The organism is Streptomyces silaceus (assembly GCF_001419745.1).
GTDB classification, from domain to species: domain Bacteria; phylum Actinomycetota; class Actinomycetes; order Streptomycetales; family Streptomycetaceae; genus Streptomyces; species Streptomyces silaceus.
The window spans coordinates 1-15,815 of the sequence record NZ_LIRJ01000377.1 but is presented as its reverse complement, the minus strand read 5'-3'; the positions used below and the strand labels follow the sequence as shown (position 1 = coordinate 15,815).

The window sequence follows — 15,815 nt, the reverse complement described above, 5'->3', positions numbered from 1 at the left end:
CCCGCCCCCGACCCCGACCCCGGGATGTCCCGGCCCTTCCCCTTCATCAGGTACGACCACGTCGTCGGGCCCGGCAGTCCGTCCGCGTCCTTGCCGCGCCAGCCCTGCGCCTGCTGGAAGGCCTGCGTGGCCCTGCGGTCCGCGTCGCCCCAGCGCGGGCCCGGGCCCGACCGGTAGAAGGGCTTGCCGCCCCGGGCCACCAGGGCCTTGCCGAGCCGGGTGACGTACTTGTTGTTCGCCCCGGGACCGAAGGACCCCGCGCCCGGGTACCGCGACGAGGCCGACCCCGAGCCCGAGCCGCCCGGGGTGCCGCCCGTCACGCCCTTGTAGCGGTAGGCCAGATAGCGGTCCCCGTTGGACCAATAGGCATAGGGGGTGGCCTGTCTGCGGGCATGCGGGCGGGCCAGTTCGTACGCGATGTAATGCGTGTGCGTGTAGTCGGTCCAGCCGCCGAAAATCGTCACGTGCGAACCGTTCGTGGGGTTCGCCGGATTGTGGAAGAGAAGAATGTCGCCGGGCTGAAGCTGGTCCCGGGAAATACGTACGCCGTACTTCTCCAGGCTGCCCGTCCATTCATTGCCGCCGAGGTTCCAGGCCATCGAGACAAAGCCCGAGCAGTCCTGCCGGTACCCGTCCGACCAGTACTTCTCCATGCTGTACGGCACCTTCGCCGCGACCCACTTCTTGGCCCGGTTGATGATCGCCGCCCGGGTGGTCGACCGGTACGCGGGACCGGAGGCCTCCTTGGCCGGCGTCGTCGCCGGAGCCTTCGCCGGGCGCCCGGACGGGCCGTGCAGCGGGCTCGTACCGCCCTGCGGCGTATCCGGCCCGTCGCCGCCCGGCCCCGCCCCCGGCCGCGCCGGAACGCCCTCGACCTGCGCGGACGCCACCGCCGGCAGCGCCTGGCCGCCGAGCACCGTGCCGGCCGCCGCGGCGAGGACCAGGGCGCGGCGCGCGCCGTGCGCCGCCGGGTGGCCGCCGAGCCGCACCGGAAGCGCGTGCGCCATCGTCCGGCGCCAGTGAATACAGCCGGGGCAGTCGCAGTCGCTCGCGGGATCGAATTCCTCGAATACCGGAGCATCCTCCATGCGATTCCCCTCACACCCCAGAAAAGAATGTCCGCGCATCTGCACGTCCGTCAGTTTCTCAACTGTCGCGGGATACCGCATGTTGACGGTCCGAATGATGTATCGGGCCGCTCGCCGGGAACTCCCGCGAGGGCTCCCGGGGCGACTCCGGCCTCCGCCGCGGGCACCGGCCGGGCGCCGGGTGGTCAGGAGCACCCTCCGGCGTCCGGTAGAGTTGTCCAGGTCAGCAGGCGCCGCTAGCTCAGTTGGTTAGAGCAGCTGACTCTTAATCAGCGGGTCCGGGGTTCGAGTCCCTGGCGGCGCACCGACAGCGAAGGCCCTCCGTTCACGCGGGGGGCCTTCGTCGTGCCGGGACCTGGCCGGCTCCGTCCTGCCCGTACCGGACCGGTCTCCGTCCTGCCGGTACCGGACCGGCCCCCGTACCCGTACCGCTACCGTTGCGCCATGGCGCGCGACATCCAGGAGCGGATCAAGAAGCTCATCATCGATCAGCGGCTGCCCTCCGGGGCGTCCCTTCCGACCGAGCCCGAGCTGATGGAGCTCCTGGGCGTCAGCAGGAACTCCGTACGGGAGGCGCTCAAGGCGCTCCAGGCCATGGGCATCGTCGAGATCCGGCACGGTTTCGGGACCTATGTCGGCCCGATGTCGATGGCGCCGATGATCGAGGGCCTCACCTTCCGCACCGTCGCCGGGCACTACCGCGGCGAGGACAGCCTGCGCCAGCTCCTGGAGCTGCGCGAGGCCGTGGAGACCGGCCTCATCGCCCGCCTCGCCGGCCGGATACCCGCGGCCGACCTGGCCGAACTCGACGCGCTGGTCGACCGGATGGACGCGGAGGCGGCGCCCGCGGACGGCGAGGTGCGCGCCGAGACGGACCGCGCGTTCCACGCCACGCTCTACCGTTGCCTGGGCAACCAGCTGCTCGGCGAGGTCATGGAGGCGTTCTGGGACGCCTTCCACCGAGTCCGCACCGATCTGGTCGCCGTACCGCAGGATCCGAAGATCACCTGCCGTCAGCACCGCGAAATCCTTGACGCCGTGCGGTCGGGGGACGTTCTCCGGGCGGAGCGGGCCATACGGGAACACTTCGGCAACATCCGCACGCGGCTGACCCCGCCCACCCCAGTGGTTGCCTCAAATCGCTCGTATGACCGGTAAACACCTTGTTTCGCTCTTGCGATCATGCTGTGCGGCGTAGAACCCTGTCCTGGAGCCATTGGCTCTCATGAGGCGGACGATACGGGGCAGTTGGGGGCCCGTCCGGTCCGCGGCGGGGCAGGGACGGGGGTCCCGTTCATGAAGCGATGTCGAGGGGGGCATCATGCAACCGGAAGGCTGTCGTTCTATGTCTAAGGGGACGGTGGCCTGCCACTGATGCGCTCGTGACGGTCAACAGGGGGACCCGAGCGGGCGGAAGGACCAACGAACGCGCGGCACGACCGCGCGCGGGGGGATGACTCATGACGTCGACGCCGACGGGCGCGCGGCACAACGACCCGTCACAGACGACCCAGCTGCGGGTGCCGTCACATCGGACGGGCGGGTTCCGGAGGATCAAGAAGACGCTGCCGCGGTACGACTACGAGCACTACAGCCGGCTCGCCGGGCCTCTGACCCAGCCCGATCCGAACAAGCCGTACAAGGTGCAGTACCGCTCGCTGCTCTCGCAGGAACCGCACCGCATACGCGCCGCGCTGATGCTGGGCGCGGCGCCACTGCTCTCCCTGATCCTGCTCGCCTGGCTCCTGCAGCCCGAGCACTGGACCGAGCGGGACTACGTGGCCAACGAATGGCTGCCGGTGCTCGACGTCGTCATGCTCGTCTCGATCGGCCTGATCGAGTTCTTCCGCTGCATGAACGTGCTGTCCAACGCGCACGCGACGCTCGTCGCCCGCGACCCGATCCCGGTGGTGCCCGAGACGGGCACCAGAGTCGCCTTCCTCACCTCGTTCGTGCCCGGCAAGGAGCCGATCGAGATGGTGACGAAGACCCTGGAGGCCGCGGTCAAGATCCGTCACCGCGGTCTGATGCATGTCTGGCTCCTGGACGAGGGTGACGACCCTGAGGTCAAGGAGGTCTGCCGGCGGCTCGGCGTGCACCACTTCTCCCGCAAGGGCGTGGCGAAGTGGAACATGGCCAAGGGCCCGCACCGCGCCAAGACCAAGCACGGCAACTACAACGCCTGGCTGGACGCGCACGGCGACGACTACGACTACTTCGCGTCGGTGGACACCGACCACGTCCCGATGCCGAACTACCTGGAGCGGATGCTCGGCTTCTTCCGCGACGAGAACGTCGGCTTCGTCATCGGCCCGCAGGTCTACGGCAACTACGACAACTTCGTCACCAAGGCCGCCGAGTCGCAGCAGTTCCTCTTCCACGCGCTGATCCAGCGCGCCGGGAACGCCTACGGCGCCCCGATGTTCGTCGGCACGTCCAACGCCGTGCGCATCAAGGCCCTGAAGCAGATCGGCGGTCTGTACGACTCGATCACCGAGGACATGGCGACGGGCTTCGAGATCCACCGCGCGACGAACCCGAGGACCGGCAAGAAGTGGAAGTCGGTCTACACGCCGGACGTGCTCGCGGTCGGCGAGGGCCCCAACGCCTGGACGGACTTCTTCACCCAGCAGCTGCGCTGGTCGCGGGGGACGTACGAGACGATCCTCAAGCAGTTCTGGAAGGCGCCGTTCTCGCTGCCGCCGGGACGTCTCTTCAACTACACGATGATGGTCATCTTCTACCCGATGTCCGCCATGAACTGGATCCTCGCGGCGCTCAGTTGCGCGCTGTTCCTGGGCCTCGGCGCGTCCGGCGTGAACATCGACCCGACCATCTGGCTGATGCTGTACGGCAACGCCTCGGCGCTCCAGATCGGCCTCTACATCTGGAACCGCAGGCACAACGTCTCCCCGCACGAGCCCGAGGGCTCCGGCGGTGTGGCGGGCATGGTGATGTCGGCGCTCTCGGCGCCGGTCTACGCGCGCTCCCTGATGGACGCCGCGCTGCGCCGCAAGAGCAAGTTCGTGGTGACCCCCAAGGGCGATTCGGCGAGCCCCGACACGCTGTTCGGGACCTTCCGCATCCACCTGTTCTTCATTCTGGTCTTCGGCGCCTCGATGGCGGCCTCGTTCATGTACGGGCACTCCCACCCCGCGATGATCACCTGGGCCACCTTCGCCCTCCTGATCACGGCGGCGCCGATCTTCGCGTGGCGCTGGGGCATGCGGCAGGACAAGAAGAAGGCCAAGTCAGCGGCGCGATCCGGGCCTTCCGCGGCACCGCAGGGAGCGGAGACGATGGTCCCGCAGCAGCGCGACGCCACGGCCCAGCTGCCGCAGGCCGACCCGCCCCCGCCGGGCGGGCACGGTGCCCCGCACGCGCCGCAGCAGAAGCCCAGCTGGGCCGCGCCCGACCAGACCATGCAGATTTCCCTTGGGGGACGTAAGAAATGAAAGACCGTTCCAGCCGCCGCCGCGCCCGCCGCATCGCGATAGGCGCGGCGGTCGTCCTTGCGCTGGCAGGGATGAACGGGCCCTGGCTGTGGCGCGTGGGTTCCGAGAAGTACCACGACTACAAGATCAACAAGCCGGAGTACAAGGCCGACAACGGCCACTGGGAGGTCGTGAACTTCCCCGAGGAGTACCGCCAGAACACGATCCACGCGGCCCTCCTGCACACCGGCAAGGTCCTGCTCGTCGCGGGCTCCGGCAACAACCAGAAGAACTTCGACAAGAAGAAGTTCGACACGCGCCTGTGGGATCCGGTCAAGGGGACCATCAAGAAGATCCCGACGCCGACCGACCTCTTCTGCACGGGCCACACCCAGCTGGGCAACGGCAATCTGCTGATCGCGGGCGGCACCCAGCGCTACGAGAAGCTGAAGGGCGACATCACCAAGGCCGGCGGCCTGATGATCGTCCACAACGAGGACCCGGACGAGCCGAAGACGATCCCCGCGGGCACCAAGTTCACGGGCAAGAAGAACGGAAAAACGTTCGTCTCCCAGGACAGCCTCCTGGTCGAGAAGGCGAAGAAGGTCTTCGACAAGCAGACCGGCGAGTTCCTGCGCACCGAGCCCGGTCTCGGCCGGGTCTACGTGGAGGCGCAGAAGAGCGGCGCCACGTACGAGACGGGCACCCAGGACAACTACCGGATCCAGGGCCTGAAGGGCGCCGACACCCGCAACGTGTACGGCATGGCGCAGAAGCTCGCCCTGGACAAGAAGGACTTCCAGGGGATCAAGGACACCTTCGAGTTCGACCCGGTCGCCGAGCGATACATCAAGGTCGACCCGATGAACGAGGCGCGCTGGTATCCCACGCTGACCACGCTCACGGACGGCAAGATCCTCTCGACCTCGGGCCTCGACGAGATCGGCCAGCTGGTGCCGGGCAAGAACGAGGTGTACGACCCGAAGACGAAGAAGTGGACGTACACCAAGGGGATCCGGCAGTTCCCGACGTACCCGGCGATCTTCCAGATGGCCGACGGCAAGCTGTTCTACTCCGGTTCCAACGCGGGGTACGGCCCCGACGACGTCGGCCGCAAGCCCGGCATCTGGGACCTGAGGACCAACAAGTGGCAGGGCATCCCGGGCCTGAGCGACCAGAAGCTCATGGAGACCTCCGGCACGGTCGAACTGCCGCCCGCGCAGGACCAGAAGTACATGGTGGTCGGCGGCGGCGGGGTCGGCGAGTCCACGCGGTCCAGCAAGAAGACCCGCATCGTCGACCTGACGGCGGACGCCCCGAAGTTCACGGACGGGCCCGAGCTGGACAAGGGCACGCGCTATCCGCAGATCTCGACGCTGCCCGACGACACCGTGCTGATCTCCGGTGGCTCCGAGGACTACCGCGGGCGCGGCGACTCCAACATCCACCAGGCGCGGATCTACGACGCCAAGACGGGCGAGATGAAGCGGGTCGCGGACCCCGTGGTGGGCCGCAACTACCACTCGGGTTCGATCCTGCTGCCCGACGGCCGCGTGATGTTCTTCGGCTCGGACTCGCTCTACGCCGACAAGGCCAACACGAAGCCGGGCGTCTTCGAGCAGCGCATCGAGATCTATACGCCGCCGTACCTGTACCACGGCTCGCAGCCCTCGCTGGGCAAGGGGCCGAAGACGATCCGGCGGGGCGGTTCGGGGACGTTCGCGACGAAGCACGCGTCGTCCATCAAGACGGCCCGCCTCATCAAGCCGAGTGCGTCCACGCACGTCACGGACATCGACCAGACGTCGATCGCGCTCGACCTGAAGAAGTCCGACGACTCGGTGACCGTGACCGTCCCGACGAACCGCAGCCTGGTCGAGTCCGGCTGGTACATGCTGTTCGTGACGGACGATCAGGGGACGCCGAGCAAGGCGCAGTGGGTGCGGGTCCCCTAGCCCTCGGGAAGCCGCGCGCTCAGCCGACGAAGAGCCGCAGTCGCGCCGCCGGATTGCCCGGCGGACGCGACTGCGGCTCTTCCGTGCTCGCTCGCGCCGTCTTCCGCGCTCCTACTGGGACGCCTTCGCCAGACCCAGCGCGTACTCGGGCCACCACTGGCCGGCCTTCGGGCCGCCCCGGCACGTGCCGTCGGACTCGCCGGGCCGCTTGATCCACAGGTACGCGTCGACGAGCGGGTCGCTCGTCTTCGTGGTCGGCGCCTCGCCGAGCGCGCGGCCCGGCGGGTTGCACCAGGGGTCCTTGCCCTTGGTGTAGGGGCCGTTGCCGTTGCGCGCGGTGTCGATGACGAACGGCTTGTTGCCGATCTTCGCCGAGAGCGTCTTGCCGAACTCCGTGCTGGCCTCGGTGGTCTGGAAGTTGGAGACGTTCACCGAGAAGCCGTCGGCCTGCTCGACGCCGGACCACTTCAGGGGCTCCCAGAGCGAGTCGGGGTTCTTCCAGCCCGCGTTGCCCGCGTCGAGATACACCTTGGTGTTCTTCAGGGACTTGAGCTTGCCGATGGCGCCCTTGAGGAGGTCGTACCGCTCCTCGTGGAACTGCTCCGGCGTGCAGTTGTCGACCATGTGCAGGACCGCGTCCGGCTCCAGGATCACCGTGGCGTGGCGGTCGCCGATGCCCTTGGCGACCTGGTCGATGAAGGCGCGGTAGGCGTTGCCGTCGGCCGCGCCGCCGCCGGAGTACTGGCCGCAGTCGCGGTGCGGAATGTTGTAGACGACCAGGAGCGCGTCGCGGTCGGCCTTCTCGGCGGCCTCGGTGAAGCCGCGCGCCTGGTCCTCCGCGTTCTCCGGGACGATCCACTCGGCGACCGGCTGCTCGGCGATCTTCCGGATCTGCTCGGCGTCGTCCTTCTTGCCGTCCTTGTCGTACGTGGCGACCTGCTTGGCCGCGTTGCCGTCCGGGTTGACCCAGTACGGGTCCTTGCCCTTGGGCTGTTGTTTCACCGGCGGACTCGACGTGTCGCCGTCCGAGTCACCCCCGGAGGAGCACGCGGAAAGGAGCAGTGCGGCCCCCGCGAGCGCCACTCCCGTCCTCACCCCCCTGGCCGCGAGACCGTGCCCACGGCCGGTGCTTTTGCGGTACATCCACTCCCCCTTGGGTGCACTGTCCGTCGCTCAATCCTGACATAGGTACTCCCTGCCCACGAGGCCCGCCCGTCGTGGCACAAGGAGCTGTAGGAGAGCTGTTACAGCCCGCCAGGACGGGGTAGGCGCAGTGCGCGGGGAGTGGAGGTGGATGGGACATGCGAGACCGCGACAGCGAACTGCGGCTTGCGGAGGTCCTGGTGGAGACCGCGGACACTCTGACCGAAGACTTCGACCCCGAGCGGTACTTGAGATGGCTCGCGGACCGTTCCGTGGAACTGCTCGGCGCCCAGGGCGCCGGGGTGATGTACACCGGCGGGGACGAGCCGGTGCGGCTGGTGGCGTGCAGCCGCGGGCAGGCCGCGGTGCGCGATCTGCTGGAGGTGCAGTGCTGCGGCGGCCCGTGCGTGGACAGCTTCGGCACCGGTGAGCCGGTGGCGCCGGTGCGCATCGACGCCGGGGGTGCGGGGGCGCGGTGGCCCGAGTTCGCCGAGCAGGCCGACAAGTACGGGATCGCGGGGACGTACGCGGTGCCGATCAGCCGGCGCGGCCACGTGCTCGGCGTCCTGAATGTCTTTGTGCCCGCGCGGCATCATGTGGTGGCGTCGGAACGGGAGTTGCGGATCGCCCAGGCACTCGCGGGTGCCGCCGCGGTGGGCCTCTCCAATCACCGTACTCACTCCGAGTACCGGACGTTGTCCCGGCAACTCCAGACCGCGCTGGACAGCCGTATTCGCATTGAACAGGCCAAAGGCATACTCGCCGAGCGCTGGAACGTGGACATGGACGAGGCATTTGAAGCCCTGCGGCGTTATGCGCGCAGGGAGCGGCAGGTCATCGACGTGGTCGCCACCCAGGTGATCAAGGGATCGATCGCCGGGGAAAAGCTGCGGGGCAACAGGTCCGAACCTTCCTGAGAATCCCGTGCGACCTGCGGCGATCACGGAGGGAAAGGGCTCGGCGACTTGGCGTCATTCGACCGCCAACGCCCTCTAGGCCCGCGCGCTCATTCGTTCTAGAGTCTGTTGCACGGCCCAAGCCCCCGGCCTTGTCGGCCATTCCCCCATTCGGGAATGGTCCCCGCACCTCCCGCGCCGGCGCCGGGTTCCTCCCGCAGCTCGTGCGCGCGCGGTCGAGGACCAGCCCGGTCGGCGGCTCCGGGGGGAGCGGGCCGTCGACCGGGCCGGGTAGCGGCCCGGGGGGCCGACGGCCGCGGTGGGTTCAGCGGCCGACTCCCGTGAGGTACGCCGAGACGACCACGTTCGCCGTGTAGGTGCGGGTGGCCTTGTCGAAGGTGCCGCCGCAGGTGATCAGGCGCAGTTCCGCGCGGCCCTCCTCGCGTGCGCCGTACGCCTTCTTCGCGTCGAAGCGGTCGCGGGTGAGGACCTGGACGTCGTCCACGGTGAACTCCGCGACGGTGCCGTCGTCGCGGGCCACCCTGACCTTCTCGCCGGGGCGCACCGCGCTCAGGTCGTAGAAGACGGCGGGCCTGGTCTCGGTGTCGACGTGGCCGACGAAGAGGGCGGCGCCGGGCGCACCGGGGCGGGTGCCGCCGCCGTACCAGCCGACGGTGCCCGGCTGCTCGAAGGGCGGCGGGTCGATGGCGCCCTCGGCGTCCAGGCCGCGGGCCGCGACCGGGGCCCGCACCTTCAGCGACGGCACGTCGACGCGGTGCGGGCGGGCGGGCGCCAGCGGTTCGTGGGCGGGCGGCAGTTCGACGCCGAGGGGACGGCCGACGGCCGCCGCGTCGCCCGTCGTGGGCGCGGACATCCCGCCGCGCAGGTCCACGGCGTCGCTGCCCCACAGCCACAGGCCGACCAGGAGGACCGCCCAGGCGACGCCGGTCAGCAGCCGCCCGGAGCCGGGCGCGCGCTCACCGCCGGACATGATCCGTGCCCGCCCGTCACTCGGAGCGGCGCCGGCGGACGCTGCGGAAGGCCACGGCGACGGCGGCGACACCGGCGAGGACCAGGCCGATCACGGCGTGCCGGGTGCCGGGTCCCGCCTCGGCGGCCTCGGCGGAGGCGGCCGTGGTCAGGTGCGCGGTGCCGCCGCCTCCGGCCCGTACCGGGGAGACCGGGTCCGGGTGGTGCCGGATGACGTGGACGGTGCCGGCGCGCTGGTGGGGGTGGCCGTCGCAGGTGACGGTGACGTCGTAGGTGCCGGCGACGCCGTGGCGGATGCGGGCGCTGCCGTTGAGGGCGTACTTGCCGCCGTCACGGCCGGTGAGCTGGGCGTCCCCCTCGAACGCGCCCGAGCCGGCCGACCCGGTCGTGCCGTCGCAGCCCGAGACGCTCACCTCCACGGTGGCGCCGGGCGCCGCGCTGCCCGGGGTGACGGTGGCCCGCACCGAACCGTCGTCGTGGGCCTGGGCCACACCGAGGGGCATCGAGACCGCCAGGACGACGGCCACTCCTGCCCCACGGACAGCAAGGGAACGTATACGCATCGTGAACCTCCTGTATCCGAGATTCACGCCCCGCGGGCCCGTCCGCATCCTGATACGGGGCAAACGGGTACCGCGCCCCTGGGGGCCGCCCCCGCCCGGGCACCGCGGGCGGGCGGCTAGACGCGGTCGACCAGGTCCGCGATGGAGTCCACGACGTTCGAGGGGCGGAACGGGTGCTGGTCGATGTCGGCGCGGGACGTCAGCCCCGTGAGGACCAGGAACGTCTCCATGCCCGCCTCAAGGCCGGCGAGGACGTCGGTGTCCATGCGGTCCCCGATCATCGCGCTCGTCTCCGAGTGCGCCCCGATCGCGTTCAGGCCGGTCCGCATCATCAGCGGGTTCGGCTTGCCCGCGAAGTACGGCGTCCTGCCCGTCGCCTTGGTGATCAGCGCCGCGACGGCCCCGGTGGCGGGCAGCGGGCCCTCCGTGGAGGGGCCCGTCTCGTCGGGGTTCGTGCAGATGAAGCGGGCCCCGCCGTTGATGAGCCGGACGGCCTTGGTCATGGCCTCGAAGGAGTACGTGCGGGTCTCGCCGAGGACCACGTAGTCCGGGTCGTGGTCGGTCAGGACGTACCCGATGTCGTGCAGGGCCGTGGTCAGGCCGGCCTCGCCGATGACGTACGCCGTGCCGCCCGGACGCTGGTCGTCCAGGAACTTCGCGGTGGCGAGCGCGGAGGTCCAGATGTTCTCCACGGGCACTTCGAGGCCCATGCGGGTCAGCCGGGCCTGGAGGTCGCGCGCGGTGTAGATGGAGTTGTTGGTCAGGACCAGGAAGGGCTTGCCCGAGTCGCGGAGCTTCTTGATGAAGGCGTCGGCGCCGGGGATCGGCACTCCCTCGTGGATGAGCACGCCGTCCATGTCGGTGAGCCACGATTCGATGGGCTTGCGCTCTGCCATGGGGTGCACTCCTGCGGGAAGCGTGGGAACTGAGGGGCGCCGGGACAGCGCTGTGCCGACGCCCCCCAGCCTAATCAGGAAGCCGTGATCTTGACCCCGTCGATCACCCAGTACCAGTTGTTGCCCCCGGTGTACCGGAAGCGGACCTGAGCCTTCCGCGCTCCCGCGGGCACGTCGAGGGCGATGGTCTCGACGACGGAGGGCGTGTCCGCCGTGTACGTCCGCACCGCGACCGGCGCCCCGCCGTCGTAGGAGACGAGCACCTCGCCCTTCTGCGGGGCCTCCTGGCGGTAGTACGTCGTATACGTGAGCGTGGCCCGCCGCCCGCCCGTCACCTCGTACGCGGGGCTGACCAGCGTCGAGTCGAAGGTGCCGGAGAAGGACGTGTCGGACCACTCGTCGCCGTCGGCGACCGCGAAGACGCCCCGCGCCCGGATGTTGTTCTCGCGCCGCTGGTCGCGCTCGGCCTTCGTCCAGAACTCGTCCGTGGTGAAGGACCAGCCGCGCCACTCGGTCACGCCGCCGGTGCCCATCCTGGCGTTGTCGACGCTCCAGCCGCTCGGCGGCGTGTGCGTGAAGCCGAGGACGCCGGAGCCGATGCCGGTCTCGTCGACCGGCCCGGTCAGCTTGGCCCGCAGCGCGTCGAAGTCGTCGGGCGCCGGCTGCTGGATCGGACGGCCGTCCAGGCCCCAGGCCGGGTCGACGGCGACGCCGAGGTGGGCGAGGGCGCTCACGGCGATGTCGGGCATGCGGACGTCGTGGCGGACCGAGCCCGGGGTGACGGTGCCGCCCGTGGCGATCACGAAGGTCTGGCGCTCGGCCCAGCTGGAGCCGCCGTGGCCGCCCGCGTCGGTGTGCCCGTGGTCGGCGGTGATCATGACCAGCCAGTCCTCGGAGCCGTACGTGGCACGGGACGTGACCGCGGCGAGGATCTGGCCGACCTGGGTGTCGACGCCGTGCAGCGCGTCCAGGTAGGCCTGGCTGGCGGCGCCGCTCTCGTGCCCGGCGTGGTCGACGTTGTCGAGCTGGACGAAGACCGCGTCGGGGTTGCCGTTCGCGACCTCGGCGACGGCGCGCGAGGTGGTGCCCGCGTCGTACTCGGCGGAGGGCGTGGAGACCCGGGCGTCGACCTTCGCGGAGAAGACGATGTCGGTGATCGGCGCCCAGGACGCCACGGCGTACGTCCGCAGGGACGGTTTCACGGCCTCGATCCGGGTCATGAAGTCCGGGTACTTCGCGAGCTGGTGGCCGGTGAACTCGTTGTTCACGACCTTGTGCTTGTCGGGCCAGACACCGGTGATGAGCGTCGACCAGCCGGGCCCGGACGAGGTGGGCGCGAGCGGCTGGGCGTAGAGGGCGCTGGGCGCCGTGAGGCCCGCGCCCATCAGGCCCTTGAGCGTGGGGGTGTCGGCGTCCTTGATTCTGTTCAGCAGGGCGCCGTCGAGGCCGATGACCAGGACCTTGGGCGTCTTCGCGGCGGCGCGCGCGACACCGGCGAGCGGTCCGGCGGCGACGGTCGCCGCGGCGGCGCCCAGGAGCAGGGAGCGGCGGGAGAGTGCTTTCGACACGTGATCCTCCAATGCGGCGTGGGGGTGGAGCGCACACCAACGCCCCTGGATCTCCAGGGGCGTTGGGACCAGACCCGTTATCTGTCCGCTATCTTTCCGCGCGGGCCGGCGCGGCGAACAGGACTCTCGGGATGAACACTTGGACCGAAGGGTGAACGCTCAGCTGCCCGTGGCCGACTTCCAGTCCTCCACGTACGAGGGCAGGTTCTTCGAGACGTCCGCCCAGTCCGGCTCGAAGATCTCGACACCGTCGATGATCTTGTCGAGGGCGACCGCGTTGGCGTCGGTGGCCTTGACGTCCTTGCGGGCCGCGAAGCCGCCGCCGATCTCGCTGACCTGCTGCTGCGCCTCCTGGCTGAGCAGGTAGTCCAGGAACTTCCTGGCGTTGGCGCCGTGCGGCGCCTTGGTGACCAGGCCCGCCGCGTACGGCAGCGCGAAGGTGGTCGGCTTGCCCGGGTCCTTCTTCGTCGCCGGGAACCAGATGCCGAGGTTCGGCATGTCCTTGGACTGCGCGTAGTTCATCTGCACGTCGCCGTTGGCGGCGAGGAGTTCGCCCTTGTCGACCTTGGGCGCGAGCTTGCCGGTGGAGGCGGACGGGCCGACGTTGTTGGTCTGGAGCTTCTTCAGATACGCCATCGCCGGCTCCTTGCCGCCGAAGTCGTGCATCGCCTTGATGAGCACGGCGGTCCCGTCGCCCGCGACGCCGGGCGTGGAGTACTGCACCTTGTTCTTGTACGTGCCCTCGGTCAGGTCCTCCCACGTCTTGGGGGCCTTGCCGCCGGCCAGCTCCTTCTTGTTGTAGATGAAGCCGAAGTAGTTGTTCACGACGGAGGTCCACTTGCCGTCGGCCGCCTTGTCGGCGCCGTCGACCTCCTCGGACCCCTTGGGCCTGTAGGCCTGCAACAGGCCCTTCTCGTCGGCCTGCTGGATGAACGGGGGCAGCGTGATGATGACGTCGGCCTGCGTGTTGGACTTCTCGCGGACGGCGCGCTGCACCATCTCGCCGGAGCCGCCCTCGACGTAGTTCACCTTGATGCCGGTCTTCTTCTCGAAGTCCTTGAAGACCCGGTCGTACCAGCCGTCGCCGTTCTCGCCCTTGAGGCCGTCGGCGCTGTAGACGGTGACGACCTTCTCGTCGGAGGCGGCGGAGCTGCCGCCGCAGGCGGAGAGGGAGCTGGCGAGGACGAGGCTGCCGCCGACGGCGGCGATCGTGCGGACGTGACGGACGCGGGTAAGGCGGGACATGACGTTTCGTACTCCTTGAAGAACTCGAAGAGCCTCGGGGGAAAGGGCGGTTCAGCGATAGGAGGCGCGGGTGCGGATGCGGGAGACGGCGAGGAGCACGAGCAGCGTGGCCGCCATCAGGACCACCGCGACGGCGGCACCGGTGAAGGTGGAGCCGCGGTCGGTGGCCGCGTAGATCTGCACGGGAAGCGGCATCCAGTCCGGTGGGTAGAGCATCATCGTGGCGCTCAACTCGCCCATGGACAGCGCGAAGCAGAGCCCCGCGGCCGCGTTCAGGGACGGCAGCAGGAGCGGCAGCTTCACCTTCCACAGGACGTACGAGGGCCGGGCGCCGAGGGATGCGGCGGCCTGTTCGTACGCCGGGTCGAGACGCACGATGGCAGCCGAAACCGACTGGTGGGCGAACGCCGTGACAAGAATGGTGTGCGCGAGGATCACGATCCAGCGCGTGCCGTTGAGGATCATCGGCGGCTTGGAGAAGGCGACCAGGACCGCGAGCCCGACGACGACGGACGGCACGGCGACGGGCAGCATGAACAGCGCGTCGAGCGCTCTCTTGCCGCCCTTCTTCAAGGAGGCGGCGGCGAGCGCGGCCCAGGCCCCCGCGGTCAGCGCCAGCAGGCTCGCGCTCACCGCCGTCACCAGGCTGGTGGTGAGCGCCTGGAGCGACTCGCCGCGGGTGGCGGAGGCGTAGTGCTCGGCGGTGAACCCGGAGGGGAAGGCCCCCGACCAGTGCGAGGAGAACGACGCCGCGAGGATCACGAGCAGCGGCAGCGCGAACAGCGGCAGGAAGAGCACGAAGAAGAGGACCCAGGTCGCCCACTTCCCCTTGCGGCTATGCACCAACACGACGGCTCACCACCCGGTAGAGGCCGTAGAGGCCCACGGAAATCGCGATGTTGACGACGGCGACGACGCAGGCCGCCGGGTAGTCGGACTCCAGGATCGCCTTGCTGTAGACGAGCATCGGCAGCGTCGTGACGCCCTTGGCGCCCGTGAAGAGCACGATCCCGAACTCGTTGAGGCACATGACGAGGACGAGGCTGCCGCCGGCGGCGAGCGCGGGCAGCGCCTCGGGCAGGATGACGCGCCGCACGATGCGGGCGGGCTTCGCGCCGAGGCTGGAGGCGACCTCGATCTGCGCGGTGTCCATCTGGGAGAACGCGGCGAGCAGCGGCCGCATCACGAACGGCGTGAAGTACGTGATCTCCGCGAGCAGTACGCCCCACGGGGTGGTGAGGAACTGGAAGGGTCCCTCGGCGGCCCCGGTGGCGTCCGTCCACACGCCGTTGGCCATGCCCTTCGTCCCGTAGATGAACAGCAGGGCGAGGGTGATGAGGAAGGACGGGAAGGAGAGGAAGACGTCGATGAACTTCGACACGGCCTTCCCGCCGGGGAACGGCACGAAGGCGATGATCAGCGCGAGCGCGAACCCGAGCACGAGACATCCCACGGTCGCCCCGACCGCGAGCCACACGGTGGTCCCGAGCGCCTCCCGGAACGCCTCGGAGGCGAAGACGTCGGAGTACGGCTCCAGAGAGGTCCCACCCGTGTCGGGCCGCACGGACTGCTGGACGACGAGGAAGAGGGGATAGAGAAAGAAGAGGGAGAGCAGGGCGACGGGGGGCAGGGCCCAGACGAACCGGGGGACCTGCCGACGCGACCGGTCCTGGGGCGGGCCGGCGTTCCGCCGCGCGGAACGGACGGGCACGGCCCCCGTCGCGGGCCCCCTTTCCAGGAGGCGCTCAGCGGGACTACCCATCGGTCACCCCCGCGGACAGCAGCACCGCGTCCTCGGGCGCGAAGTGCAAGGTCACGGAGTCCCCGATGCCGGGCGGAGTGCGCAGCTCCCGGACGTCCGCCTTGACCCGCTCCCCGCCCACGTCCACGTACAACCGATGCGTGGCGCCCCGCCATTGGACCTCGGAGACCGTCCCCCGCAGAGGATTGGGCCCGTCCCCGAGCCCCACCAGATGCGGCCGCACGCACAACGTGGCCGTCGCCCCGGCGGCCACCTCCCCCGTGTCGACCTCGAAC

General features: G+C 69.8%; 14 protein-coding genes and 1 tRNA gene. 5 read left to right on the top strand and 10 right to left on the bottom strand.

Annotated features, from left to right (window positions below; translation table 11 throughout):
* Window positions 1–1,088 (bottom strand): peptidoglycan-binding protein (locus tag AOK22_RS30365; RefSeq protein ID WP_208606469.1); only part of this gene is annotated, 1,088 nt, incomplete at its 3' end.
* A gap of 230 nt (window positions 1,089–1,318) precedes the next feature.
* On the opposite strand from AOK22_RS30365, the gene AOK22_RS30360 reads away from it, so the two are divergent.
* From AOK22_RS30360 to glxA, 4 genes are all read left to right on the top strand, one after another.
* Window positions 1,319–1,392: transfer RNA gene (locus tag AOK22_RS30360), tRNA-Lys, on the top strand.
* A 140-nt stretch (window positions 1,393–1,532) separates the two neighbouring features.
* Window positions 1,533–2,246: a FadR/GntR family transcriptional regulator gene (locus tag AOK22_RS30355; RefSeq protein ID WP_055701930.1), complete on the top strand. Its 714-nt coding sequence runs from the start codon at window positions 1,533–1,535 to the stop codon at window positions 2,244–2,246.
* A gap of 302 nt (window positions 2,247–2,548) precedes the next feature.
* Window positions 2,549–4,543 (top strand): glycosyltransferase family 2 protein, encoded by a 1,995-nt coding sequence (locus AOK22_RS30350; RefSeq protein ID WP_055701929.1) that lies wholly within the window; start codon window positions 2,549–2,551, stop codon window positions 4,541–4,543.
* Window positions 4,540–6,477 carry a radical copper oxidase GlxA gene (gene glxA, locus AOK22_RS30345; protein WP_055701928.1) on the top strand — a complete coding sequence of 646 codons (1,938 nt, stop codon included), beginning with the start codon at window positions 4,540–4,542 and terminating at the stop codon, window positions 6,475–6,477. Before AOK22_RS30350 ends, glxA begins: the two co-directional genes overlap by 4 nt.
* Before the next feature lie 111 nt (window positions 6,478–6,588).
* On the opposite strand, the gene AOK22_RS30340 is transcribed toward glxA, so the two are convergent.
* On the bottom strand, window positions 6,589–7,620 hold the full coding sequence (locus tag AOK22_RS30340; RefSeq protein ID WP_055701927.1) for a glycoside hydrolase family 6 protein: 1,032 nt from the start codon (window positions 7,618–7,620) through the stop codon (window positions 6,589–6,591).
* 158 nt (window positions 7,621–7,778) lie between these two features.
* Here AOK22_RS30340 and AOK22_RS30335 point away from each other — a divergent pair, with 158 nt between their 5' ends.
* Window positions 7,779–8,537: a GAF and ANTAR domain-containing protein gene (locus AOK22_RS30335; protein WP_055701926.1), complete on the top strand. Its 759-nt coding sequence runs from the start codon at window positions 7,779–7,781 to the stop codon at window positions 8,535–8,537.
* Between the two features lie 304 nt (window positions 8,538–8,841).
* Here the strand turns inward: AOK22_RS30335 and AOK22_RS30330 are convergent, their stop codons facing one another.
* The 8 genes from AOK22_RS30330 to AOK22_RS30295 form a co-directional block, all read right to left on the bottom strand.
* Entirely contained in the window at window positions 8,842–9,507 is a 666-nt protein-coding gene (locus tag AOK22_RS30330; RefSeq protein ID WP_055701925.1) for a class F sortase, read from the bottom strand.
* A gap of 16 nt (window positions 9,508–9,523) precedes the next feature.
* A complete protein-coding gene (locus tag AOK22_RS30325) occupies window positions 9,524–10,069 on the bottom strand; it encodes a hypothetical protein (protein ID WP_055701924.1) in 546 nt (181 codons plus the stop codon).
* Window positions 10,070–10,185: 116 nt separating this feature from the next.
* Window positions 10,186–10,965 carry an HAD-IIA family hydrolase gene (locus AOK22_RS30320; RefSeq protein ID WP_055701923.1) on the bottom strand — a complete coding sequence of 260 codons (780 nt, stop codon included), beginning with the start codon at window positions 10,963–10,965 and terminating at the stop codon, window positions 10,186–10,188.
* 74 nt (window positions 10,966–11,039) lie between these two features.
* Complete coding sequence (locus AOK22_RS30315) at window positions 11,040–12,533, bottom strand: alkaline phosphatase family protein (RefSeq protein WP_208606468.1); 1,494 nt, start codon at window positions 12,531–12,533, stop codon at window positions 11,040–11,042.
* Between the two features lie 159 nt (window positions 12,534–12,692).
* Entirely contained in the window at window positions 12,693–13,778 is a 1,086-nt protein-coding gene (locus AOK22_RS30310) for a 2-aminoethylphosphonate ABC transporter substrate-binding protein (RefSeq protein ID WP_055701922.1), read from the bottom strand.
* Between the two features lie 51 nt (window positions 13,779–13,829).
* On the bottom strand, window positions 13,830–14,627 hold the full coding sequence (locus AOK22_RS30305) for an ABC transporter permease (protein WP_055701921.1): 798 nt from the start codon (window positions 14,625–14,627) through the stop codon (window positions 13,830–13,832).
* Entirely contained in the window at window positions 14,614–15,540 is a 927-nt protein-coding gene (locus AOK22_RS30300; RefSeq protein WP_107102071.1) for a 2-aminoethylphosphonate ABC transporter permease subunit, read from the bottom strand. The genes AOK22_RS30305 and AOK22_RS30300 overlap by 14 nt, the downstream gene beginning before the upstream one ends.
* Window positions 15,533–15,815 (bottom strand): TOBE domain-containing protein (locus AOK22_RS30295; RefSeq protein ID WP_157872320.1); only part of this gene is annotated, 283 nt, incomplete at its 5' end. The genes AOK22_RS30295 and AOK22_RS30300, both read right to left, overlap by 8 nt.